At 51.1% G+C, this 23,832-nt stretch carries 23 protein-coding genes; 19 read left to right on the top strand and 4 right to left on the bottom strand.

Features of this window, described 5'->3' with window-relative positions; all coding sequences use genetic code 11:
• The first annotated feature begins 24 nt into the window (after window positions 1–24).
• The 6 genes from Dvar_RS26640 to Dvar_RS26615 all read left to right on the top strand — a co-directional run bounded on the left by Dvar_RS26640 (window position 25) and on the right by Dvar_RS26615 (window position 5,900).
• On the top strand, window positions 25–576 hold the full coding sequence (locus Dvar_RS26640; protein ID WP_419656163.1) for a NapC/NirT family cytochrome c: 552 nt from the start codon (window positions 25–27) through the stop codon (window positions 574–576).
• Window positions 573–1,475, top strand: a complete 903-nt coding sequence (locus tag Dvar_RS26635; RefSeq protein ID WP_419656162.1) for a hypothetical protein — start codon at window positions 573–575, stop codon at window positions 1,473–1,475. The genes Dvar_RS26640 and Dvar_RS26635 overlap by 4 nt, the downstream gene beginning before the upstream one ends.
• Entirely contained in the window at window positions 1,472–2,479 is a 1,008-nt protein-coding gene (locus Dvar_RS26630) for a U32 family peptidase (RefSeq protein ID WP_419656161.1), read from the top strand. Before Dvar_RS26635 ends, Dvar_RS26630 begins: the two co-directional genes overlap by 4 nt.
• Complete coding sequence (locus tag Dvar_RS26625; protein ID WP_419656160.1) at window positions 2,454–4,142, top strand: ABC transporter ATP-binding protein; 1,689 nt, start codon at window positions 2,454–2,456, stop codon at window positions 4,140–4,142. Before Dvar_RS26630 ends, Dvar_RS26625 begins: the two co-directional genes overlap by 26 nt.
• A complete protein-coding gene (locus Dvar_RS26620; protein WP_419656159.1) occupies window positions 4,143–4,862 on the top strand; it encodes a S8 family serine peptidase in 720 nt (239 codons plus the stop codon).
• A 528-nt stretch (window positions 4,863–5,390) separates the two neighbouring features.
• Window positions 5,391–5,900 (top strand): ferritin family protein, encoded by a 510-nt coding sequence (locus Dvar_RS26615; protein ID WP_419656158.1) that lies wholly within the window; start codon window positions 5,391–5,393, stop codon window positions 5,898–5,900.
• Window positions 5,901–6,097: 197 nt separating this feature from the next.
• Here the strand turns inward: Dvar_RS26615 and Dvar_RS26610 are convergent, their stop codons facing one another.
• From Dvar_RS26610 to Dvar_RS26595, 4 genes are all read right to left on the bottom strand, one after another.
• Entirely contained in the window at window positions 6,098–6,436 is a 339-nt protein-coding gene (locus Dvar_RS26610; RefSeq protein WP_419656157.1) for a hypothetical protein, read from the bottom strand.
• 504 nt (window positions 6,437–6,940) lie between these two features.
• Window positions 6,941–7,540, bottom strand: coding sequence for a peroxiredoxin (locus tag Dvar_RS26605; RefSeq protein WP_419656156.1), 600 nt, complete (start codon window positions 7,538–7,540; stop codon window positions 6,941–6,943).
• Window positions 7,541–7,556: 16 nt separating this feature from the next.
• Window positions 7,557–8,135, bottom strand: a complete 579-nt coding sequence (locus tag Dvar_RS26600) for a peroxiredoxin family protein (protein WP_419656155.1) — start codon at window positions 8,133–8,135, stop codon at window positions 7,557–7,559.
• Between the two features lie 133 nt (window positions 8,136–8,268).
• Window positions 8,269–8,820: a PAS domain-containing protein gene (locus Dvar_RS26595; RefSeq protein WP_419656154.1), complete on the bottom strand. Its 552-nt coding sequence runs from the start codon at window positions 8,818–8,820 to the stop codon at window positions 8,269–8,271.
• A 504-nt stretch (window positions 8,821–9,324) separates the two neighbouring features.
• On the opposite strand from Dvar_RS26595, the gene Dvar_RS26590 reads away from it, so the two are divergent.
• From Dvar_RS26590 to Dvar_RS26530, 13 genes are all read left to right on the top strand, one after another.
• Window positions 9,325–9,813, top strand: a complete 489-nt coding sequence (locus tag Dvar_RS26590; protein ID WP_419656153.1) for a tyrosine-type recombinase/integrase — start codon at window positions 9,325–9,327, stop codon at window positions 9,811–9,813.
• Window positions 9,814–10,341: 528 nt separating this feature from the next.
• Window positions 10,342–12,978: a sigma 54-interacting transcriptional regulator gene (locus Dvar_RS26585; RefSeq protein ID WP_419656152.1), complete on the top strand. Its 2,637-nt coding sequence runs from the start codon at window positions 10,342–10,344 to the stop codon at window positions 12,976–12,978.
• 303 nt (window positions 12,979–13,281) lie between these two features.
• Window positions 13,282–13,905, top strand: a complete 624-nt coding sequence (locus Dvar_RS26580; RefSeq protein ID WP_419656151.1) for a hypothetical protein — start codon at window positions 13,282–13,284, stop codon at window positions 13,903–13,905.
• Window positions 13,906–13,954: 49 nt separating this feature from the next.
• Window positions 13,955–14,470: a hypothetical protein gene (locus Dvar_RS26575; RefSeq protein WP_419656150.1), complete on the top strand. Its 516-nt coding sequence runs from the start codon at window positions 13,955–13,957 to the stop codon at window positions 14,468–14,470.
• Between the two features lie 190 nt (window positions 14,471–14,660).
• A complete protein-coding gene (locus Dvar_RS26570) occupies window positions 14,661–15,023 on the top strand; it encodes a putative quinol monooxygenase (RefSeq protein WP_419656149.1) in 363 nt (120 codons plus the stop codon).
• Window positions 15,024–15,066: 43 nt separating this feature from the next.
• Window positions 15,067–15,924, top strand: coding sequence for a hypothetical protein (locus tag Dvar_RS26565; RefSeq protein ID WP_419656148.1), 858 nt, complete (start codon window positions 15,067–15,069; stop codon window positions 15,922–15,924).
• 44 nt (window positions 15,925–15,968) lie between these two features.
• Entirely contained in the window at window positions 15,969–18,323 is a 2,355-nt protein-coding gene (locus Dvar_RS26560) for an arylsulfatase (protein ID WP_419656147.1), read from the top strand.
• 42 nt (window positions 18,324–18,365) lie between these two features.
• Complete coding sequence (locus tag Dvar_RS26555) at window positions 18,366–19,190, top strand: mechanosensitive ion channel family protein (RefSeq protein ID WP_419656146.1); 825 nt, start codon at window positions 18,366–18,368, stop codon at window positions 19,188–19,190.
• 104 nt (window positions 19,191–19,294) lie between these two features.
• Window positions 19,295–20,149: a hypothetical protein gene (locus Dvar_RS26550; RefSeq protein ID WP_419656145.1), complete on the top strand. Its 855-nt coding sequence runs from the start codon at window positions 19,295–19,297 to the stop codon at window positions 20,147–20,149.
• Window positions 20,150–20,260: 111 nt separating this feature from the next.
• The gene (locus tag Dvar_RS26545) at window positions 20,261–21,325 is read left to right on the top strand and encodes a hypothetical protein (RefSeq protein WP_419656144.1); all 1,065 of its coding nucleotides are present in this window, start codon (window positions 20,261–20,263) and stop codon (window positions 21,323–21,325) included.
• A gap of 61 nt (window positions 21,326–21,386) precedes the next feature.
• Window positions 21,387–21,935, top strand: coding sequence for a DUF4136 domain-containing protein (locus Dvar_RS26540; RefSeq protein WP_419656143.1), 549 nt, complete (start codon window positions 21,387–21,389; stop codon window positions 21,933–21,935).
• Between the two features lie 41 nt (window positions 21,936–21,976).
• Window positions 21,977–22,666, top strand: coding sequence for an outer membrane beta-barrel protein (locus Dvar_RS26535; protein ID WP_419656142.1), 690 nt, complete (start codon window positions 21,977–21,979; stop codon window positions 22,664–22,666).
• A gap of 149 nt (window positions 22,667–22,815) precedes the next feature.
• The gene (locus tag Dvar_RS26530; RefSeq protein ID WP_419656141.1) at window positions 22,816–23,829 is read left to right on the top strand and encodes a DUF1214 domain-containing protein; all 1,014 of its coding nucleotides are present in this window, start codon (window positions 22,816–22,818) and stop codon (window positions 23,827–23,829) included.
• The last annotated feature ends 3 nt before the right edge of the window (window positions 23,830–23,832 follow it).

The following is a 23,832-nucleotide window of genomic DNA, read 5'->3' as shown; positions in this document are numbered from 1 at the left end:
GAACACAGGCAAGGTAATAGTCAGATGATCAAACGATTCTTCAAGTTTTTCATGACCAAAATCGGATTGCTGGTCCTGATCGTTCTCGTCCCGGCGGCTGCCATCGGCACCCATGAATTGTCGGTCCGCTATGCTCAGGATCTCACCTGTGTGGTCTGCCACGAGATGCGCGAGCCGATCCGCAAGTGGAAGGAGTCGGGAACGGCGACCAATCACAACAATTGCGCCGGCTGCCATTACGATGACAATTTCGAGGGCTGGATGGCGATGAATAAATCGGCCTTCAAGCAACTGGTCGAGCACTTCAAAAGAGATCCCAATGAGCCCATCAAACCGCCCGAGGAACCCCTGTTCCTGGAGGAAGGCAAGGAGCCGGGCTACTGGAGCATGGTGCCCAACAGCCGCTGTTTTCAATGCCATGATGCCAAAAACCACCGGCCCATCGACCAACCGAGAATCCATCAGAAACTGATCAAGGGCATTGCCAACCAGCCCTGCAAGGACTGCCACAATCACGAGATGCACAAGGGTCAGAAGTTTTTTGAGAAGGTCACCCAGGAGATGAGCGAATCATGAACCTAGCCTGTCATATTCGTCACATCGGTCAGCTGGAACATCTGACAGCAGTGCCCGAGCACCTGATGACCTTCTATGCGACGAATGAATCGGAGCAGGCCCCCCAAGGGACCCGCGCTTCAATGGGTGCCTGTACGAGAATCTATGTGGGCGATGAATTCTGCGTCATCCGCATGCCATCGCTGGCGGAAGTGAAACGGTTTGCGGAATCGGCTGCGTCAATGGGGCTGGCCCTCACCGTGCTCACACCCATGATGACCGATGTGGAAATCCCCCGCATCGTACCGCTGTTCGATTATCTGAACGATTGCCATCCCGGCGTGGAGGTCGTGTTCAACGACTGGGGGGTGATGGAATTGCTGAGATCGGAATATCCGGCGCTTACACTGTCTGCCGGGCGGGTGCTCAATAAGGGATTCAAGGATCCCCGATTTAAACCGACACCGTCAATGGGTGAGGATGCCCAAGATAGTCCCGATCCATTGTTGAACGGGTCGACTTTCGATGGCCGGTGGATTCACGCTCATATGACGGCCCTTGACATCCAACGCTGCGAGCAGGATCTGCTCCCTTTCAAATCCGACCCGACCTTGAAGACCAGCACTCTCGAAACGGCGATTTACTTCCCTTTTGGCTACATCACCTCCGGTAGGACCTGCTGGATGGCCTCGTTCGATCAACCGGCCAGCAAGCAGTTCATCCCCCTGGCTCACTGTTCCCGACCATGCCGCCATGGGATGCTGGAATTGAAAAGTGACCAATTTAGCTTCCGTATCTTCCAGTCAGGCAATACGATTTTTTACCTCTACCCACAGCAAACCTTGGATCGACTTTTGCGGACCGTGGGTGAGACCGGTACGCGGTTGATTTATCAAGGTTTTGGATTTGACGAATCATGAAAATTACCACACCCGTCAGTTCAGTCGAAGAAGTGGAAATGCTGCTTGCAAATGGCGCCGATGAACTCTACTGCGGCGTCAATACCCGGCAGTGGGCCGCATCCCTCGGCACCCGCTGCTGGATGAACCGCCGGGATCCGTCCTCGGCCAATCTTCATTCGGAATCAGCTCTGCGGGCGGTGGTCAACCAGGCTCACGAAAACGATGTCCCGGTGCATATTACCCTGAACGCTCCCTTTTACCCGGGTGAAAGCCTGGACTATGTCGTCGCCCTGGCCGAGACGTTGGCCGTTGATCTGGCCGTCGACAGCCTGATCGTCAGTGATGTGAACCTGTTGATTCGGCTTTACCGTAAAGCCCTCCCTGTCCGGCTGCATCTGAGCAGTCTGGGCAGCTGTTTCAATTCTCACACCGTGGACTTCTATCGCCAACTGGGGATTTCGCGAATCATTCTGCCCCGGCAGCTCAAGCTGTCTGAGATCCGTCATCTGGTCACCCGGTCCGCGTCTGATATGGAATTCGAAGTATTCGCCCTCAACGACGGCTGCGTGTATGAGGAAGGGTTCTGCCAGACCACGCACACCCTGGGGCCGTTTTGCATGACCGCCTGGCAGCCCGTCCCCTTTCGCAAGGATCGGGACCATGCCCCCCCCGTGGACCTTGACGCCCAACTTGAGAACCTGCGGCGCTACGGCTGGTACCAGAACAATTGTGGATCCAGCTATCAAACGGACGGGCTGCCCAACGGCCCCTGCAGTCTTTGCTGGTTCAGCCATTTCAGGGATTGGGGGGTTCACGCGGTCAAAATCGTCGGTCGAGAGGCATCGTTCTACCGCAAAATGCGCAGTCTGCAAATGGTCAAGGCTGTGATGGATGAGGTTCATAAAGGGGCCGATGCCGACGAGATTCGGTCACTGGCCCGATCGATCCGGGCCACTCCGGATTACTGCCAACAAGGCTATATGTGCTACTTTAGAGATGAAACCGTTTTGGAAACAGCTTAAATTCGTTTTGCCCTACCTTCAGCCGCATCGGCGGGTGTTGGGGGCCTCCCTGGCCTTAAGCCTGGTCAGTACCGCCCTGGGGATGGTACAGCCGTATTTCTCCAAGATCGTCATCGATCGGGTGCTCCTCGGTGGCATGTCCGGCTTGCTGGCACCGCTTCTGGGGCTGATGATCATCCTCTTGATCGTCGGCTTTGGGATCCGCTTTACCAATAACTACATCTATACCCGATATTCCGCCCGTTTCCTGTTCGCTTTGCGGGAAGACCTTTTCGACCACCTGCACCGCATACCATTGCGCTTTTTCAACCAGAAAAAAATCGGCGACATCTACTCCCGGATTTCCAGTGATATGGCCGAGGTTCAGGGAATGGTCACCGATATCTTTCCCCAGTATCTGTTCAATTGCCTCACTTTCGTACTCACCATCGCCGTTCTGCTATGGCTGAATTGGCGCATGGCGCTGCTGAGTCTGATCATCCTTCCGGTGTGCCTGGTGTTGATCACCGTCATCCGGCCCAAGCTCCTGGTCCTGTCCAAATCGGTTACCGAGGCCAACGCCGATATCGCTCATTTCCTGTTCGAATCCCTGAACAGCACCAGTTTGATCCGGGCCTACGGTGCCGAACCCGCCGAGCGCCGGAAACTCAATCAACAGCAACATCGGTTGCTGCAGTTTTTGCTGCGCTACCAGATCCTGGGAGCGTCATCCGGCGCCATTTCGATCCTGTTCGTCACCATCAATACCCTGATCGTTTTCGGTTATGGCGGTTTGCTGGTCCTGGATGGGTCCATTACCGTCGGCAGTCTGGTGGCCTTTTCGATTTACCAGGGCCGCCTCCTGGGGCCGATGCAGGGCATCATGGACGGCTACCTGGCCATCCAAAAAACGAAAATCGCGCTGTCACGGGTGCGTGAGATGTTGGATGTCCCCAAAAGTATTGTCACGTCCGGGTCCCGAACCATCCGTCACCGGCAGTTGCATGGTGAGATTTCCTTCGAGGGGGTTCGCTTTGGCTATGAGTCTGGAACGATACTGTTTGAGAATCTATCCATGCAGATCCCGGCCGGGCGCGTTACCGCCCTTGTCGGGCCTAGCGGTGTAGGGAAAACAACGGTCTGCCATTTAATCATGAAGCTGATCGATCCCGATGCGGGGAGAATTACCCTGGATGGAATCGATCTAAAAGATCTTGATATGGATTGGTACCGCAAACAGATCGCACTGGTGTCCCAGGATACCTTCCTGTTCCACGACTCAATCCTGGAAAACATCCGGTTTGCCAACCCCAAGGCCGGTCGTGATGCGGTTGTCGCCGCCGCCCGCGCGGCCTGTATCGATGAATTTATCAGTACCCTGCCCCAAGGATACGACACCAATGTGGGCGATCGCGGCCTGCGGCTGTCCGGCGGTCAGAAACAGCGCATCAGCATTGCCCGGGCCATTCTGCTGGATCCGAAGATTCTGGTCCTTGACGAAGCCACGGCCTTTCTCGATCCGACGGTCGAAGAGCAGCTCAAACAGACGATTCGAGAACTCATGCAACATCGGGTCGTTCTGGTGGTCAGCCATCGGCGCTCGACTGTTCATGGGGCAGACCAGATTATTTCCATGGACCATGGCGGCAGAATCATCAGACGCCTCAAAACAGGAACCGATTAGATGAGCATCGATATCGCCATCATCGATAGTGGCATCAATCCCACCCATCCCCATGTTCAAGGAGTGGCCGGCGGGGTGAGCTTCGATTTCAACGGCAAGGGCAGGATCATTGAAAAGGAGTGTTTTGAAGACCGAATCGGCCATGGAACAGCAATCGCCGGGATATTCAGGGAAGCTCTTCCCACGGCACGGATCTGGGCCTTGAAGGTTTTTCAGGACGACTTGACCGCATCCTCCAGGTTGCTGCTCGCCAGCCTGGATTGGGCCGTCAGGGCCGACATGAAAATCATCCACCTCAGCCTCGGCACCGAACGGGAAGCCGATCACTGGCCCATAGAGAAGCTGTGCCAGAAGGCGCATCAAAAGGGACAGCTCATCACCGCCGCCGCGCGAGGGTGCAACGATACGGTCTACCCGGCTCGATTGGACACGGTTATTGGCACCTACTGGGATAAACGGTGCAAGCCGGGCACCATCATGTATCACCCTAACTATCCCATTGAATTCGGTGCATGGGGCCATCCTCGGCCGCTCCCCGGACTGGATCAGCGGAAGAATTTCTGCGGCAGCAGTTTTGCGGCGGCCCATTTATCCGCCAGGGCTGCCCAAGTATTGGTATCAGACCCAAATGCGGATTGGACCTTCGTAAAACAAACGCTGATCCATAAGGCCATTGCCTGCCAATGCGGAGATGAGAATGATGATCATACGCCTTCTTAGCCAACGATTTGAATATCGTCGCATTAGGAAAAACTATAGGCTTTTCCAAGGACGCAAAAGGTTTGGTTTTCTGAATGTTTTACTCATCGTTATGCCAATAGGGGCATGGTAGCAGATTGCTATCGAATGAGGCCCTTAATCGATATAAAACCCAAGATGCCGTCAACCAAAATGTAAAAAGACCCTGATGAGGCCCGGGTCACCTCCCTTTTGCCTTTCGTAGTTGACCATATCGAGACTATTGCAGAACTCGATAGGTAAATCTATACTCAGCATGTCCTACTAATCTAAAGTACTATCGATCATCCTTTTCATTATAATCAACATATAAATGAACACCATGCCCCTTTTTTTAATGAAAGATAGATCATAAAAGCTGAAGCTATCATACTACAATCTTTCGACAGATTACTTGCCATCCCCCCTAACTATTTGACAAGATATAAAATTTGCATTTATCAACTGGATATCATAAGCTTGCCTTGGGTACTACCCTACAACATATACCATTGACCCAAGGAGGACACCATGGAGTTGGAAGCAGCCCTTAAATCGGCATTGGTCTTTGAAAAGCGGATACGGGATCTCTACATAGAGGCGGTCGCTGGTACCGATGACACCGCCGGGAAAAAGATTTTTCAGGATTTGGCTGAGGACGAGCAAAATCATGTCGCTTATTTGGAAAGCCGATTGGATGAGTGGCAAAAAACGGGTGCAATTTCCACTGAAACGCTGACGTCGATCATCCCCGACAAAGCCTCCATACGGAAAGCAGCCGCAGGCCTGGAATCCAAAATCAAGGAAGATACACGCGGCCTGAAGCAACAGATGCTCTCACGTGCACTTGAGATGGAGATCGACACCAGCCGCTTTTACGAACAGCTGGTCGAACAAGTTCCTCCTGATCAACAGAATATGTTTAAGCGGTTTCTTGAGATCGAGAATAACCACATCGAAGTAGTCCAGTTTGAGCTGGATCACATTTCCAAAACCGGATTTTGGTTCGGGTTCGAGGAGTTCGACATGGAGCAGTTTTAATCTTCGACCAAGAGATTGAATGGCCGTTTTATGAACTTTAGCACCACGAGGACCGCCCTACCCACATGGGAACGGCCATGATGGCAGCCTGGTGGCATGGATTCTATGAGCTCAACCACCGTTATTTCTTTTCGTCAATTGACGTAACTTGACGAGGATGCAAAAGGCGTGATCTGGCACCGAGTTCGATCCTTTTTTTACAGGTAGGGTGGCCGTCCACCGGAGAAGATCAGCTTGTTGTAGGTACGGTCAAATGTATTCTTGGGTTGCGACTTGATGTACAGGCGAACATAGCCGGGGATGTCGCCCCCGTTCAGGTAGTTTTTGAAATCATTCTCGATTTTGTTTTGGGAAAAATGCCAGTCTTGGTTGGCCCGTTCGAAGAGGTCATACACACTGCAACCGTTGGCGAAGGCTAAATCCTTCAGGTCCCCGTCGGTGCCGAGGACATCCAAAGCTGCCAAGCGACGTTCGAGAACAATCTTTAGTCCTCCGTAAAGTACCGCCAAGCAGATAAAAATGAGCATTGATCCCATGATACCGACCCCTTAATCTATAAGTTAAATCTAAATATGAAAATCGGTCTGCTCGGATGATTTGTCAAGTGGGGTGGTGGTTCTGCTCGGTGAAGTAAACCGGTTTCAGATCAAGATTGAGTCTTGAGGCCGTTTTTTTGTCAGAACCATGAAAGATGGCTTCAGATATCTTCTTTCGGGTCATTCTTGGCCTCCTAAATTTGTAGGTAAATGGACACTTGACTTAACGATATTTTGATATGAGGAGAATACGCTGAAAGGAAAGCTCTTTATAGATAAAATGGATTTGTTTCGATCGTCAAGGGACAAGAAGGTATGAACCCACCACAGGCGCCAAACTTATAACGCCCGGTAAAGTATAGATAAGTGTATCACAAAGAAATTGAAAGGCTGTAAGTTATAGTTTTCTTGCCAAAAAGGAAAATACGAACAATGGCAACATGTTACAGATACGAAATGGAAAGATGAAGCGTTTGTCAAACAGGATGGACCAAATTCGTGATGTCAATGGTCGATTTTTTCTAATTCTACGGCACACCATTCTAAGTCCGGCCGGACATTGATGTCGGAAACATTAATGGCGGTAATGATTCCCTGTTTGTCGATAACGAAAAGAGCTCTTTCGGCAACTCCGTCGGACCTGAGCACACCGTAACGATCCGCTACCGCACCATGGGGCCAGAAATCCGACAGCACCGGAAACCAGAGATCACCCATTTGTTGGGTCCAAGCGTAAAGTGTCGGGATGTTGTCCACGGTGATCCCGAGCAGAATGGCCTCGTTTTCCGCAAAGAGATCCTTTACGATGTTGTATCCCGGCCATTGATCCGAGCAAACCGGTGTCCACGCGGCTGGTACGAAAGAAATCAGCACATTCTTTTTCCCTCGATACTGGCTGAGGGTGACCGACTCACCGGATATCGAAGGCAGGGTAAAATCGGGGGCAGGTTCCCCCACTTTGACTTTGAGAGTGCTATCGATGGGCTTCAACTTTCCGGGATTATATATATTTTTTTTGTATACATCGGAAAGGGCCCATGCGCCGGGGATCAATCCCAGGCAAAGCACGATGCCTACGATAAAAGCTTGGCAGTAATTTTTCACAATCATCACCCCCGTTTTATTCGGAAAGACCCGATTTATGAATAAGGTCATCGAGCATGGAACCAGCATCCTTTGGTCCACCGAGACTGGAATAGAAGACTTTGTGACTGCCGTCTTCACTGATTCGAATACCGATGAAATAAGGCGTTCTTACCTCACCCAGCTGCTTATGAATTTTGAAATCACCGTCTGGGAAAAGCGGGAATGGGATGTCGTAAGTCTTTTTGAAATGCTGAACCTCAAAAGCGGAATTTCCGACACCAATCCCGATGATTTTAATCTTGTTTTTCAGGTTCGGCGTCTTTTCGATTTTGCGGTAAATCTGGTTAATCGTAGGTGCCTCTCTCTGGCAGTGTGGACAATACATACTGAAAATCTCGATGATCACGACACTGGCACGGATTTCCGGTATCTTGAAACTTTCCTTTCCTTCCAGCCCGAGATAACTTCGGTGGGCCGCGTCTTGCGGTGACTCCAGAATAATTTCCGGAAGGATTCCTCCTTCCGTTGGCGGTGTCGTCGATGCTGCAACGGAAGCACTAATCACCACGGCCGCCAGTAAACACCCGAATAAAGTAATGCTCCGGCTCTCCATTGCTATACTCCTTTGGTATGCGGTGAAGTATTTTTTAATCAGCCATAGCGCAACCGTTGGATAGCGTCAATGCGTTTCCCAATAGGTATAAGAATCGAGAAAGGGTGGATCCGATTTGCGGATTAACCCAATTTCATAACCGGAACAGTTCAATTTGTCCGTGGGATATGGTTTCCGCTATTTGCGGAGGCACGTATTTGGAAATCAGCCTGTAAGCTTTTTGAACTTTTTCCTGCTCCTTTCGAAATTTTTCTTCAGCAACCATACGCTCATGGATATCTGTGACAATTCCCTGGTGATATCGGATGCCGGATTCAGGGTCCACATAAATGGATGTTTGGTCTTCTACCCATCGGACTTCCCCGGATTTGGTAATGATGCGGTAAACCTGCGAATAGTTTTCATTCTCTTTCTCTACAAATTCCTTAATTTCCTTTAATGTTCTGTCAGAATCTCCTTGATATACAATATCGCGAAACATGATTGTATCACTGAGCAAATCTTCAGCATTGTACCCGAAACGGGATATATTGGGAGAAACATACACCATCTTTCGATGCTTTGGATCGTCTGCAGCTAATCGTCGGAATAGTATGGAAGGACTATTCTGTATTATCATTTCAGCAAGGGCTAAGGCCCTGGAGCCATCGCCCTTCTTGTTTCGATTATTGGTTTTGTGTTTCATCTTTTTATGATTATATCACATTGTGGCAGTGGTCAAGCTTGGGATTCTGCGGGGGAAAAGTCATGACAGAGGATAGCATGAACCGTTGCAGGGTCTATTTTCAGATTTAGCATAAAAAATAAGATTGTATCGAAAATTTATGATGTTGCTGTGGGCGATCTGGCTGATTTATCTGTGTTACATTGAGAGTAGCTGCCGGATCGCATCCCTGTCAAATGTTGGGATAGATGCCCCTCGGATAAGCGGCAAGATTTTTCATGGCTGCGCAATTATGTTTTGGCAATCCCACAAAAAACAGCATGTCCAAAATTACATGTACCTTGCCAGCCATCATAAGTATCAAGGAAGACATCGAATTTGCATTTAGCAACTGGATATCATACGCTTACCTTGGGTACCACCCGTATCGTGAACCCTTTAACCCAAGGAGGAAGGCCATGAAACTTTCAAAAGCAGCCAAAATCTGGATCGATTACCACAAGACCCATTCGAAAAAAAAATACGGTGCGATCCTACAGGGCCATTATCGAACGGTTTATCCAGGAATTCGGTGATGGCCCCGTCGAGCAAGTCACCCCGGAACAAATTCTAACCTACCTGAACCGTCTCACCGAAGGAAACAAACCCTACACCAAGCAAATCCGTTATTCCCAACTCTCTTCCTTTTTCAATTTCGTCCGCAACAATATCGACCCCGAACTCAGGAATCCGTGCGACAGCCCCATGATCCGCAAGCTTTACCGGGAGAGGGTGCCTTTAAGATGGAAGATCATCGAAAAGGAAACCGTTGACGAGATAATTTTCCGAACGACAAAAGTTCGCAATCGATTGATCCTCGAATTGATGGCTCGTGGTGGTATGCGCATCGGTGAAGTGCTGAAACTGCAATTGGGTGATCTGCAGGACCGTAAGCTGGTCCTGCGTGAACCGAAAAGCGGAAAGGAATATGAGTGTTGTGTTCATCCCACAGAAAGTGGCGGATCGAATACGTGAATACGCGCTACAGGTGTGCAATGAACCCAGCGATCGGATATTCCCGATTACCTATGAGGCTGCCAGAATGATGGTTATCAAATCCGGCAAGCTGGTCGGTGTCAAACTCAGACCGCATGATCTACGTCGGCATACGGCAACTTTTGCATCTCGATCTGGATTACCTATTGAAATTATTTCAAAAGTCATCCTCCGGCACACGAATCTTTCGATAACAAGGGTATCTGGGAACGATCAGCGATGTGGAAGCGATCCGATGGATTGAGAATATATATGGCTGATGTAAAAAGGGGTGATGCCGGTTTCCGGTTTCACCCCATTCAGACTTGCCAGTAAAGATACGCAGAACTAATCGTTAATTTTTTCGGGAAAAGCAGACCATAAGATCTTGTATGAAGTGGCCTATCATTTTATAATTTATTTTTATTTCCTACATAGCAGCTACCTTTACAGAGCTTTAGCATGGGGTTTGAAATGTTAATTGAACGCGATCGATGTTGCAAATTGCAAGTCTGGAATGAATGACAAATGGCCAAGTTAAAAGACTTCATACCAGTTGAAATTGAGGAACGTCTAAGTTTTGAAATTCTTTTGACAGAAATTGCCTCTGACTTTGTCAATCTTCCTTCGGAGCATATTGATGCGGCCATCATCAAGGCTCAGGAACGCATCTGCAACCACCTCAGTCTCGACCGATCAGTGCTCTGGCAACTTATCGAAGATGCTTCTGGGGAAATGTGGTTGTCCCATGTTCACGAGGTTTCCGATAGTTATCTTCCTGCGACCCCTTTTGATGCGGGCAAAACGTTTCCCTGGATTTTGGAACAAATTCTGCTGGGTAATGACGTCACTATTGAGCGAGTCGAAGACTTGCCTTCTGAGGCTCACCAGGATCGTCAATCACTCAGTCAATGGGGCGTTAAATCCTCATTTATAATGCCCCTTGCAGCCGAAGAGAAGGTTGTCGGTGCACTGTCGTTCGGTAAATTGAGTCAGGAAACCATTTGGTCCAAAAGTGTTAAGCAGCGACTGCAACTAATCGCCCAGATCTTTGCCAATGCGCTGTCACGCAAAAAAGCTGAAAAGAGTCTGGCATCTCTCAGGCGGTTTGAAAACCTTGTGGCCGATATTTCCGCCCAATTTGTCCATTTGCCGGTCGACAGCATCGACGCCGAGATCGAAGACGCCCAACAACGCATCTGTGAATGTCTGGATGTGGAGGTGTCTTCACTTTGGCAGTGGTCGAATGACGACCCACCGATATTTACCATCACTCATTTACACAGCCCACCGGATGGGCCTGCGTTTTCAAGGGGTATCGATGCTCAAGAGGCGCTCCCTTGGTTGTTCGAAATGACGCAGTGTGGTGATATATTGGTTTTATCAACGGAGGATCTGCCATCTGAGGCAGCACGTGATCGGGAGACACGCCGTGATTTCGGCGTGACAACGTCGGTCATTATACCGCTATCAACAGGTGGTGGTCCGATCGTCGGTGTGTTGTCTTTCGACAGCCTACAGAAGAAGCGAATCTGGACGGAACCGATCATAGGGCAGTTCGAATTAATTGGCCAGCTATTTGCGAATGCGCTGGCACGCAAGCATGCTGAAAACCATCTGGCTTCGCTCAGACGGTTCGAAGCGTTGGTGACCGACATTTCCACCCAATTTGTCAATCTGCCGGCCGACCTCATCGACGCCGAGATCGAAGATGCCCAACGGCGAATCTGCGAGTGTATAGGGGTGAATCTGTCCTCTCTTTGGCAGTGGTCCGAAAAAGCACCGCATTCCCTTGTTTTAACCCATCTTCATAGTCCCTCCTACGGCCCGGAACGACCGGCGCATTTAGATGCGAAAGAATCATTCCCGTGGAAGCTCGAACAACTCATGAAAGGCGACGTGGTGGCGATTACAACCAAAGACCTCCCCTCCGAAGCCAAACGCGACATCGAGTCCAGTCGCGCATTCGGAATCAGATCGTCCGCAGGAATACCGCTTATGACAGGCGGAGGGCCACTGATCGGTGTGCTGAGCTTCGAGGACCTGCGCGTGGAACGTTCATGGCCTGAGGCAATTCTGAATCGACTGAATATGGTTGCCCAGATATTCGCCAACGCGCTCGCTCGGAAGCGTTCGGACCTGAGACTGCGCGAGCAGTTGAAGAAAATCGAAGCCCTCAGACAACGGCTAGAAAACGAAAACATTTACCTGCGCAAGGAAGTTGAGTCACAGCAGGTACACGGGGAGATTATCTGTCGAAGCGCAGCCATGAAAAAAATTCTTGCCCAGGTCGAGCAAGTGGCCCGGACGGAGGCCACGGTGCTGATCGAGGGGGAGACCGGCACTGGCAAGGAACTGCTTGCCAGGGCTATCCATCGACTGAGCGACCGCCAACGACGCCCCCTGATAACGGTGAACTGTGCGGCCCTGCCGCCGACACTGATGGAAAGTGAATTGTTCGGTCGCGAAAAGGGCGCTTACACCGGTGCGTTGACCCGCATGACCGGCCGTTTCGAAGCCGCTCATGGGGCAACCCTCTTCCTGGACGAGACCGGCGAACTCCCCATAGAGGTTCAGGCCAAACTGTTGCGCGTTCTCGAACAGGGCTGTTTCGAACGACTCGGATCCACGCAGGTAATTAATGTAGATGTGCGCATTATTGCCGCCACCAACCACAATCTCGCCAATCAGGTCGCAATCGGCAAATTCAGAAAAGATCTGTTTTATAGGCTGAATGTATTTCCCATCCATCTGCCTCCCTTGCGGGAGCGTCCCGAAGACATCCCCCCTCTTGTCTGGCATTTTGTCAGGCAATACGAAGAAAAAATGGGCAGACGTATAGACAAGATTACACAAAGAAGCATGGCCGATCTGCAACACTATGGATGGCCAGGCAACATCCGTGAACTGAGGAATTTGGTCGAGCGCGCCATGATCTCCTCCAATGGCCGGATACTTGACGTGCGCCCGCCCCTGGAGGCTGTCGATCAGCATTCGGAGCCGCTCACGCTGAAGGAAAGCGAACGCAGGCTTATTCTGGGGGTGTTGCAGCAGTCTGGATGGCGCATTTCAGGCCGCAGCGGAGCCGCTGAAAAGCTTGGACTAAAGCGTACGACGCTGCAAGCAAAAATGAAGAAACTGGGGATTCAACGCCCGTCCAGTTAGTGCCCATATAATGTCTTGAGTGCCCATATAATGGCATTTACTCCACCTTTCTTTGCCCCCATCAAACACTACTGAACACAAAAATTATATTTTATTCAGTTGGTTATAGCAAAGTGCGCTGCAATCTGCGAACTGGCATGCCTTTCGCTGACTCAGGGAGTATCGTTGTTCCAATCCTGGTCTGTAAAAGGCTGTTCGGATTACCGCAACCAGACATCACTCAAATTTAAAGAAGATCATCCAAACATCAGTTGTCTTGAAAAGAACATCTCGACACGACAGCAACCGTTAAAAGGAGGCCCCATGCGAAATTTGTCACGTAATGCGATCTTTGGCAGCACGATGCTGCTGCTCACCGCCACTCTTTTTGCTCTTTTATCCTGTACCACAGCATCTCCACCACCACCTGCTGAGCAGACCGGATCCATGGCATATGTGGAAGGCGTTCCAGGCGGGGTGATGGTGAATACTGTGGACATCAGTGCAAGGATCACCGCCATCGATTCGGCCAACCGCAAGGTGACGCTTCTGGGTCCGGATGGCGAGAAGTTCACGGTCAAAGCAGGCCCCGAAGCGGTCAACTTCGACCAGATTCGGGTGGGTGACCTGGTCAATGCCACCGTGACCGAGGAGTTGGTCGTTTACCTGGACGAGGAAGGGGCTTCCGCGACTGATGGATCCGCGGCAATGGTCGCGCTCGCACCCAAGGGCGCCCAACCGGGCGGCCTGATGGCAGAAACCACCCAGGTCACTGCCACCGTAACCGAGATCGACCTGGCAAACCGTACGGCAACCCTGGCGTTTGCAGGCGGCCGTTCAAAGACCTTTCATGTGCGTGATGACATCGATCTGAGCCATCGCAAGGTGGGTGAAAAAGTGGTGTTCCGGGTTACCGAGATGATTGCCCTCTCGGTGGATAAACCGTGACCCATGTTTGCCGGCCTGCGGCAACGACCAACACCGGGAATCCATGACAATGCCAATTCAAGAACGATTGAAGCATGAAATAAAGGCCATGACGATCGCCGCGATTTATTTCGGCTCTTGGATCGGTGCGCTGTTGCTGCTCAAATCCCTGATCCTCGCCGAGTACCGCATCGCTTTTACCGGGTGGTCCATGATGGTGGTAGGGGCGCTGATTCTCTCCAAAGTGGTTTTGGTGCTCGAGCACGTTTCCCTGGGTGCATGGGTGCGGTCCCAACCTGCGTGGGTGGATGTGATCCTTCGCACCTTGATGTATACACTGGGTGTCGCTGTAGTACTGGTCCTTGAAAAAGGATTCGAGGCGCGCCATGAGTTTGGCGGTTTTGGTCCGGCAGTCCGACACCTGTTCGGGCAGACAGATGTTCATCACGTGTGGGCCAATGTGCTTTGCCTGTCGGGCGCGTTATTGGGTTACAATATGCTGACCGTTATCCAGCATCAGCTTGGCCAAGGCGCGCTGATAAAGATCTATTTTTCAAGGCCGTTAGAAAAAACCGAAACCGAATAGGCTCAAGTCAGTTCGCTCTGTCAAGTGATGGGGTGGATGATTGAGTTCCATCTCCGTTGCAGACCCAAATTCGCAAGCCGGACCCGTCATCAAAGCAGTGCCAATATATCGGCAAGATCGCCGTTTAGAAAATTCAACGTATTCTCGATTGTGACGTACCGAAGGTGATCATGAACATGGAGGCTGGTGTATGTCTCAACGACAAAAGGACCACCGGGAAAAAAGTGTGATCCATTCCACCATCAGGATGCTGATCCCGTTGGGAAAACAGAGTGAAGCGATCGACATTCTCGGATCCATATGTGCGCAGACCCAATGTGAGCCCGACTGCATCAGCGCCCATCTCTACCGCGGCGTGGATGATGTGCGTGCCATCATGGTCGAGGAGCGATGGACAAGCAACGAGCATATTCTTCAACACCTTCAGTCAGATGCCTACCGCCGGATTCTTATGGTGGTTGAGATGGCCGAGGAACCCCCGAAGATCAGATTCGACAAAATCGAACACTCGAGTGGAGTTGAAATGATAGAGAAAGCGCGAAGAGAAATCTGAAAGTGTTCTTGATGGAAAAAGGTGAAAGCGGAGGATAACAGACATGACGGCATCTACTAATCGGACAATGAACATCGTGACGCTGATCGTTTTATTATTCGGAGTGGTGGGGGTAATGCTTCACGGTAGCGTGGCAGCCGCTGACACAGGGAAATGGCACTTCACCATGCAGCCATATCTGTGGGCGCCGACGATAGAGGCGGATCTTAAGTTCTCGGCCCCAGACGGTTCCACCGGGGAGCCTGTAATTGAAATCGACCCCGACGACTACTTTGAGAATATCGATATCGCCCTCATCGTGACGGCTATGGCTCGAAAGGGAAAATGGTCGTTTACAGCGGATTTCGTCTACATGGAGGTCTCCTCTTCGGACAATCGCGTGAGAGCGATTGACTTCGGCGGTGGAGACATCGTCAGCACTTCTCTGGAAATTGGTACCGATGTGGATACGACGAGTTTCATCACCACCGTCGGTGTAGGCTACCAGGTTATCGACAACACCTGGTTGAAAATGGATCTGGTGGCAGGATTGCGCTACCTGTGGCTGGAGTCCGACGTGGACTGGAATCTTTCAGGCGATATCATCGGGCCAGCATCCGGACAAACCTTTGCCCGATCCGGCAACATTACTCAAGACGGCGATGCCTGGAACGGCATCGGCGGTATCCGGGGGCAGATCCTGTTGGGCAGCGGCAACTGGTTCATTCCCTTCTACGGGGATATCGGTGCCGGGGAGTCGGAGCTCACCTGGTCGGCGTATACCGGCATCGGTTATTCGTTCAAGCAGTGGTTCGATGCGATGATCGGCTACCGCCACATGGCATGGGATAACGATGACGAGGAATTTATCCAGGGATTGATATTAAGCGGACCCATCATAGGCGCTCGGTTCAACTTTTGATGGGTGTTGAGAAATACGTATAAATGAATATGGAGGAACTCAAGATGAGACGTTCAATCGCTATCATAAGCAGTCTGGTTTTCTTGCTGCTGACCGGTCTATTCGTCACGGTGTTTGCACAGGAATCCGTTAATCGTACCGTACTTCCGATACCTGAGCCAAAACGCCAGACCTACACTGAGCTCGATGTGCGGGATGCAACACCGCCAAAGCATTTCGAGGTCAACGCGCCGGCCGATGCGCCGAATGTACTCCTCGTCCTGGTTGACGATTTGGGCTTTGCCGGCACCCACACCTTCGGCGGGCCTTTCACCACCCCCACATTCGATCAGCTGGCTGGTGAAGGACTTTACTATAACAATTTCCACACCACGGCCGTCTGTTCACCGACCCGTGCAGCGCTCAAGAGTGGTCGCAACCATCACGTCAACAATATGGGGTCGATCATTGAAACCGGCACGGCTTTTCCAGGGAACACCGGTCAGATTCCCCCGGATGTCGCTCCCCTTGCCGAGATGCTGCGCCTCAACGGTTACAGTACCGGGGCGTTTGGTAAATGGCACGAGCTTGCCGCCTGGGAGGCGAGTGTCTCCGGTCCGCTGGATCGTTGGCCGATACGTCAGGGTTTCGACAAATTTTACGGCTTTCTTGGTGGAGAGACCAACCAATGGGCGCCGTTCATCTATGACGGTGTGCATCCGGTAGAACTGCCCGAGGATCCGAACTACCATTTTTTAACCGACATGACCGATCAGACGGTCGCCTGGATAAAGCTCCAGAAGGCCTTGACACCGGAAAAGCCATTTTTCGTTTACTATGCGCCGGGAGCCACGCACGCACCGCACCATGTACCCAAAGCGTGGATCGACCGCTGGAAGGGTAAGTTCGATGAGGGCTGGGACACGCTGCGAGAGCAGATCCTGGCACGCCAGATCAAGAGCGGTGTCGTACCCGAGGGAACCAAGCTTACCCCCAAGCCGGCGGCCATTCCGGATTGGGACTCGCTCTCGGCGGATGAAAAACGACTTTTTACACATCAGGCTGAGGTGTTCGCCGCTTACGTCGAAATGACCGATCATGAAATCGGCCGGGTCGTCAAGGCCATCGAGGATATCGGGCAACTCGACAATACCTTGGTTTTTCTAATCTACGGCGACAACGGGACCAGCGCCGAAGGCGGGCGTAACGGCATGTTCAGTGAAATGACCTACTTTAACGGCGTGCAGGAAAACGTCGCCGACATGCTGACCAAGCTGGATAAATGGGGAGGGCCCGAGACCTACCCTCACATGGCTGCAGGCTGGGCGGTCGCTTTTGATACGCCGTATCGGTGGACAAAGCAGGTGGGGTCGGACTATGGCGGCACAAAGGTCGGCATGGCGGTCCATTGGCCGAATGGCATCAACGCCAAAGGCGAGTTGCGCAAACACTTTTGCCATGTGATCGATGTCGCCCCGACGATTCTAGAAGCCGCCAACTTGCCCGAGCCGCGAGTGGTCAATGGGGTGCCGCAACGCCCGATGGATGGCATCAGCATGCTTTACTCATTCGATGATGCCAATGCAACGGGTCGTCATATTACCCAGTACTTTGAGATGTTTGGAAATCGTGCCATTTACCACGACGGCTGGTTGGCGAGAACCATCCACAGGGCCCCTTGGGAACCCAAACCGCGCCGGCCGCTGGCTGAGGACATCTGGGAACTGTACGATACACGCACCGACTTCAGCCTGGCAAATGACCTATCCGGGCAATTCCCCTATAAACTGGCCGGACTGCAGGCGCTGTTTATGTACGAGGCCCAGAAAAACCATGTCCTGCCCATCGACGATCGCGTGTTTGAACGAATTCTCGCGGAGCAGGTCGGTCGCCCGGATCTGATGGCAGGTCGCACCACATTGACCCTGGCGGATGGCATGACCGGTATGACCGAGAACGTGTTCCTCAATATTAAAAATCGCTCCAAAGTGGTTACTGCCGAAGTAGAAATTCCGACAGGTACCACGGCAAATGGGATCGTTATCGCCCAGGGTGGCCGCTTCGGTGGGTGGGCGCTTTATGTCAAGGATGGCAAACCCGCCTATGACTACAATTTTTTGGGAATGCAACGGTTCACGGTTTCTGCCGATGAATCGCTTAAGCCCGGCAAATCGACGATTCGATTCGACTTCGCCTATGACGGTGGCGGGCAGGGAAAGGGTGGCATGGGAACCCTTTATATCAACGACCGTAAGGTCGGTCATGGCCGCATTGAACGAACGCAGCCGAGGATTTTCTCGGCCGATGAAACCGCCGATGTAGGCATCGATCTCGCTACCCCTGTCGTCGAAGAGATCGGAGCGGAGGCAAAGTCACGTTTTACGGGAAGTATTGCGAAGGTTTCCATAGAGGTGCGTTGATCCGTCAGACTTCGATGGGGGCTTAAACGGGAGTATCCAACAATGTTCGGTATAGTTAATCGACTGCAGAATCTCGGCAACGTCATGACCCAGTATGGCACCCATATGGCTTTGGCATTGTGCGTGTTGATTGCCGGTCTGCTGATTATTCGCTGGATCGACAAAGGACTGCGCCGAATCACGCCGAACACCCCTGTCTTCAGCATTCTCTGCAACATTGTCTATATTGTGTTAGTAATGATCGTGGTCTCCGCCTCTGCTGTGGAGTTCGGCGCCAAGCCGGTTAACGTGTTCAGATTGTTAAGCATCATCAGTTTGGCGGCCATCGGTCTGATGATTTTTTTACGGCCGTTTCTCCCATCCATGCCCTTCAAGGTCGGCAACACCGTCAAGGCAGCCGACCTGATGGGCAAAGTGGAAGCGATAACCTTCCTGAATACGCGGTTGCGGACCTTCGACGGTAAGACATTCTTTGTACCCAATCGCAAGATCCTGGACGATGTCGTCATCAACTATCACTTTACCCAAACCCGTCGCATAAAGATTAGTTTAAACATTCACTACAGCCAGGATCTTCTCAAGGCGAAGCGGGTCCTTGAGGCGGTAATGATCGAGGATGCCCGGGTGAAAAATAAGCCAGCACCAGTCGTATACGTCCTTGAATTGGCAATCAGCAACGTTGAACTGGGCGGCCGGTGCTGGGTAAACAACGCGGATTACTGGGTGACTCGCTGTGACCTGCTGGAGAAGGCCAAAATACGGTTCGATCAGGAGGGAATCCGGTTCGCGCATCCCCAGTTGGAACTGCATTTCAATCCAGCAGGATTAATGGTTGGCGCCGCCACAGGGCAAACCGTGAGCGAATAGCGCCGATGATCCAACGCTGCCAATAAATGTGTTTTGTACCGCAGGTGACCTTAAGTGCTTAAGAACCATTCTAATTTGGCAGCTATTCCTAAAGGAGGCCTAATATGAAACCCTTGACACGCAAAATTGGGTTGCTGGCAACATGCTGGGTTGCTCTCCTATTGCTGCCTACGAGCATTTGGGCCGCAGAGCCTTCGGATGAGCAGCCTTGGGAGAAATTTAGCATACAGGCAGGCTATTTTCTGGCTGCCGTGGATAGCGGCGTCCGCTTGGGCACCGGGATTGGTATCGATATCGATGTCGAAGATTTGCTGGGATTGGATTCAACGAATTCCGTTTTTCGCATCGGAACGCTATGGCGGTTCACCGACAACCGGCGTCACCGCATTGATTTTTCATGGTTTTCCCTTAACCGGGACGGCAACCGAACGATTGACCAGGACATTACTTTCGAGAACGAAAACGGTGAACAGGTTACCATTGACGCCGGATCCGAAGTCAGTGCTTTTTTCGATCTGGATATCTACCAACTGACGTACAGCTATTCCTTCCTTCAGGACGATCGGGTCGATCTGGCTGGTTCGCTGGGGTTTTACATCATGCCCATCAATGTGGGATTGACGGTCAGTGGTGTGGTCGATGAGCGGGGAGACGCCAATTTTACTGCCCCTCTGCCGGTCCTTGGGCTGCGTATGGATGTGTTGCTGGCACCCCGCTGGTTTTTCCGCTCCGGAGCCCAGCTCTTTTATGTGGAATACGAAAATTTTACCGGATCGGTTATCGAGGTAAATGCCGCAGTGGAGTACACGCCTTGGAATCATGTAGGAATCGGGATGGGAGTCGACACCCTGAATGTCACAGTTGAAGCCGAGGACGAGGATTGGCCGGGGGTGGATTTTAGCGGCCAGGTCGATTTCAAATATGTGGGATTGCAACTTTATTTGAAATACTTCTTTTAAATTAGAGGCGCCAACCAACCATTGCTTCCCAAAGTTTTTGCCAAGCCATTCGGGTTTGCTGACAATGAAATTGAATAAGATGAAAACCATCTCTGAACATGGAGGACACCCATGAACTTTCGAAACACAATCTGGCGTTTATCGATGTTTGTCTTGCTCTATCTCTGTTGTCCTGTGATCTCTTTTTCACAACCGCCGGCACTGACCGCAAAGGAGTTGATCGCACATCCATCGCTAAAGGATCATGTTCAGGAATTATACGGCGGTGAAATCGTCCTGCTAAACCAGCCTGAGCGGGAGAGTGCCAGCCAGCTCGATGTGTTGATGCTGGTCATGGTTCCGGCACAAATGGAAAAAACAGTCAAAACTTTGCAGGGACAGGCAACTGGGGCTGATTCACCCGGAACATTGGCAAATGGCGAATTTAAGGCATCGACGCCGGATGCACTTGAACAGATCCTTAGCCCGGTGATGTTTGCCGACGATGAGATGCCGGAAGTTGAAAAATTGCTGACGATCGATGCCGGTGACACCTTCAACTTCAGCCGTGATGAAATAAAAATGATCAGAGAAAGGGCGGAAAACCTATCCGATGCTGAGAAGGATGGCCCTGCTGCCCTGCAGGCGATGTCCAAAGTGATGCGCGACGTGCTAAGAGCCCGGTATTTGGCCTATCAAAAAGAGGGAATGGCCGGTTTGGCACCCTATCAGTTCAGTTCGACGAAACAGGTCGACCCCGCTGCAGAGTTGATCACGGCCACCGAGGACCTTCACCTGGTCAAGGAGCGGTTCCCGGATTACCATGCCTGTCTCCGCTACTATCCTGTAAAGAACCTGCCACGATTGGTGCATCGATATTTCTGGGTCAAACAGAGGGAATCAGATCGTCCACTGTTTGTCCTGAAACATTGGATTTTGGACATTCAGTCCGATTATGCATTGATCACCGAACGTCGGTTTTACCTCAACCACTCTCTAAGCAGCCTCCAAATCGTCATCGGATGTCTTCCCCATGGCGACCACACGTTGGTGGTATTGTTGAATCAGGCCTTTACTGAAAAGGTCAATATGAAAATCGGTCAAACCATCGCCAAGGCCATCGGCCATAGAGAAGTGGAAAAGAATATCAGACCCATATTTGAAAATTTGCGTTCAGCGCTAAGTGGAAATCCTTAGTTCTAAAATTCTTAGAAACAAAATTAATCATGCGCTTATAGGTAATATAGGAGGTGGGCAAATGAAAACCAAGAAACTTATTTGTTTGCTTGTTTGCATTGCTTTAACAGGCGGCTGCTCGTCAATCTACGGGGTAAAATACGACTACAACGAGGAGACCGATTTCAGCAACTACAAGACATATGACTGGATGCCGGTACCCACCAAGGCAAATCTGAATGATCTTGTCGTTGCTCGGGTGAAAAAGGCGGTCAATGCCGAACTGAGCGCCAAGGGCTTGACAATAACATCCCAAGATCCGGACTTTCTGATTGCCGAACATATGGGGAAGCAGGACAGAGTCGAAGTCGATAGTTGGGGATATGGCTACTACGGGCCGCGCCTGATGTATCGAGGTGGATTCTGGGGACCGAATGACGTTTCAACTTACCACTATGAAGAGGGCGTACTCATATTGGATTTCGTTGACGCTGGATCGAAAAAACTGTTTTGGCGAGGGACAGCCAAGGCGCATGTGCAAAATGTCGATTCACCGGAGAAGAGCCAGAAGCTGATTGATGAAGCAGTCAAGAAAATCCTGGAAAAATATCCGCCGCCTTCAGAATCATAAAACCTTACACTGCAATATCATAGAAACAAGGAGGAAAACCAATGAACGTTGCTAAAAAGATCGTGGTAATTGTCTGTGCCATGGCCGCTGTATGTTTCAGCATGCCCGTGGCGGTCGGAGCGGAAGGAAGTGCAATCCGTAGCGCAGATCGGAAAGGATCGTGGGATTTTATTCTACCCCTCACCTATGCCGACGATACCAAAATCGATGGTCAGGGTGGATCCAGTGCGGATATTGATGATGATTTTGGGATTGGTTTTGGTTTTGGCTATAACTTCAACAACCACTTCCAATTGAACGGCGGTTTTAACTGGAACTCCCGTACGTATGAAGCCACAGTGGCCGTAAGTGACGGTTCAGAACGTAAATACAGCAATTATATGGAAATGTCGACCATCGCACTGAATGGAATATATTACTTTTTAGACAAGAATTTTACGCCTTTTGTCTCGGGCATGATTGGCTATACTTGGGTAGATACCAATATACAGGATGCTCCTGCTGAGACCTATTGTTGGTACGACCCATGGTGGGGATACGTATGCAATGATTATGTGCCAACCAAAACCCAAGACGACTGGACTTACGGTGCAGGAATAGGGATACGATACGATTTTAATAAGAGCTTCAGCATGCAGGGCAGCTACAACAAGAGCTGGGTCGACTTGGAGACCTCTGGAACCACTGACTTCGATCTGTGGCGGATGGATTTCATATTTCGCATGTTTTAGTGAGCTATTGCCATAGGTCTACCCGTGGTTCCCACTTCTTTGCGGCCATGGGTTTGGTCATTTTCCTAAACCCCTTTTTTATGCAACACCGAGGCTGTCTCTTGGTATGCATGAGAACTTTCAGATTTTTAGTAAGATAGGAAGGAACAATGAAGCGCTTCATTCGCATGCTCACAACCCTAATGGCAATCTTTTCAGCCGCGACCACAGCATTCGCAGCCGATGTGGTTACCGTCGACACCTTTGTTCGTGCTGAAACCGACATGACCCTCAACCGCTATGTCAAGCAGGGGGCTTTCGGTAAATTCCTGCACATTCGACAGCCCACGCCGATCGACAAACAGAACGTGATCCGCATGAATCGTGACACGATTTATTCCATCGGTGTCTTCGATCTTACCAAACCGGCAACCATCGTGAAGCCGGACAGCAAGGGACGATTTCAGTCCATGCAGGTCATCAATCAGGACCACTACACGCTGGCCGTCGATTACGGTCAAGGCGAATATACTTTCACCAGGGACAAGGTCGGGACGCGTTATGTTTGCATTCTCATCCGGACCTTCGTGGATGCGAGTGACCCGGCCGATATAAAAGCCGCTAACGAGTTACAGGACAAAATCGAGGTTCGGCAGAAAGCTCCGGGGATGTTTGAAGTTCCGGATTGGGACAAAGACTCTCTGGCGAAGGTTCGCGACGCGATCAATACTCTTGCGGCGACAAGATCCAGCGCCAAGGGGATGTTCGGCAACCAGAACGAGGTCGATCCGGTCAGTCATCTGCTGGGTACAGCTTACGGATGGGGTGGGAATCCGGACAAGGATGCGGTCTATGTCAATGTCGTCCCCGAAAGAAACGACGGCAAGACACCTTATGTTCTGACGGTATCGGATGCGATTCCTGTAGATGGGTTTGCGTCGATCACCGTTTACAATGCCAAAGGCTTTATGGAAAAGAACGACCTGAATGCCTATTCGGTAAACAACGTGACAGCCAAGCGGAACACTGACGGGTCAGTGACAGTGCATTTCGGGGGAGACCCCGCTCAGCCGAACTTCCTCCCGATCACTCCGGGCTGGAATTACATCGTGCGGATGTACCGGCCGAGAAAGGAAATTATAGATGGATCGTGGGAATTCCCAGCCGCAGTGCCGGCGCTGTGAGGG

It is taken from the genome of Desulfosarcina variabilis str. Montpellier (assembly GCF_048565275.1).
Taxonomy (GTDB): Bacteria; Desulfobacterota; Desulfobacteria; order Desulfobacterales; family Desulfosarcinaceae; genus Desulfosarcina; species Desulfosarcina variabilis.
This window is presented reverse-complemented; position numbering and strand designations above follow the sequence as displayed.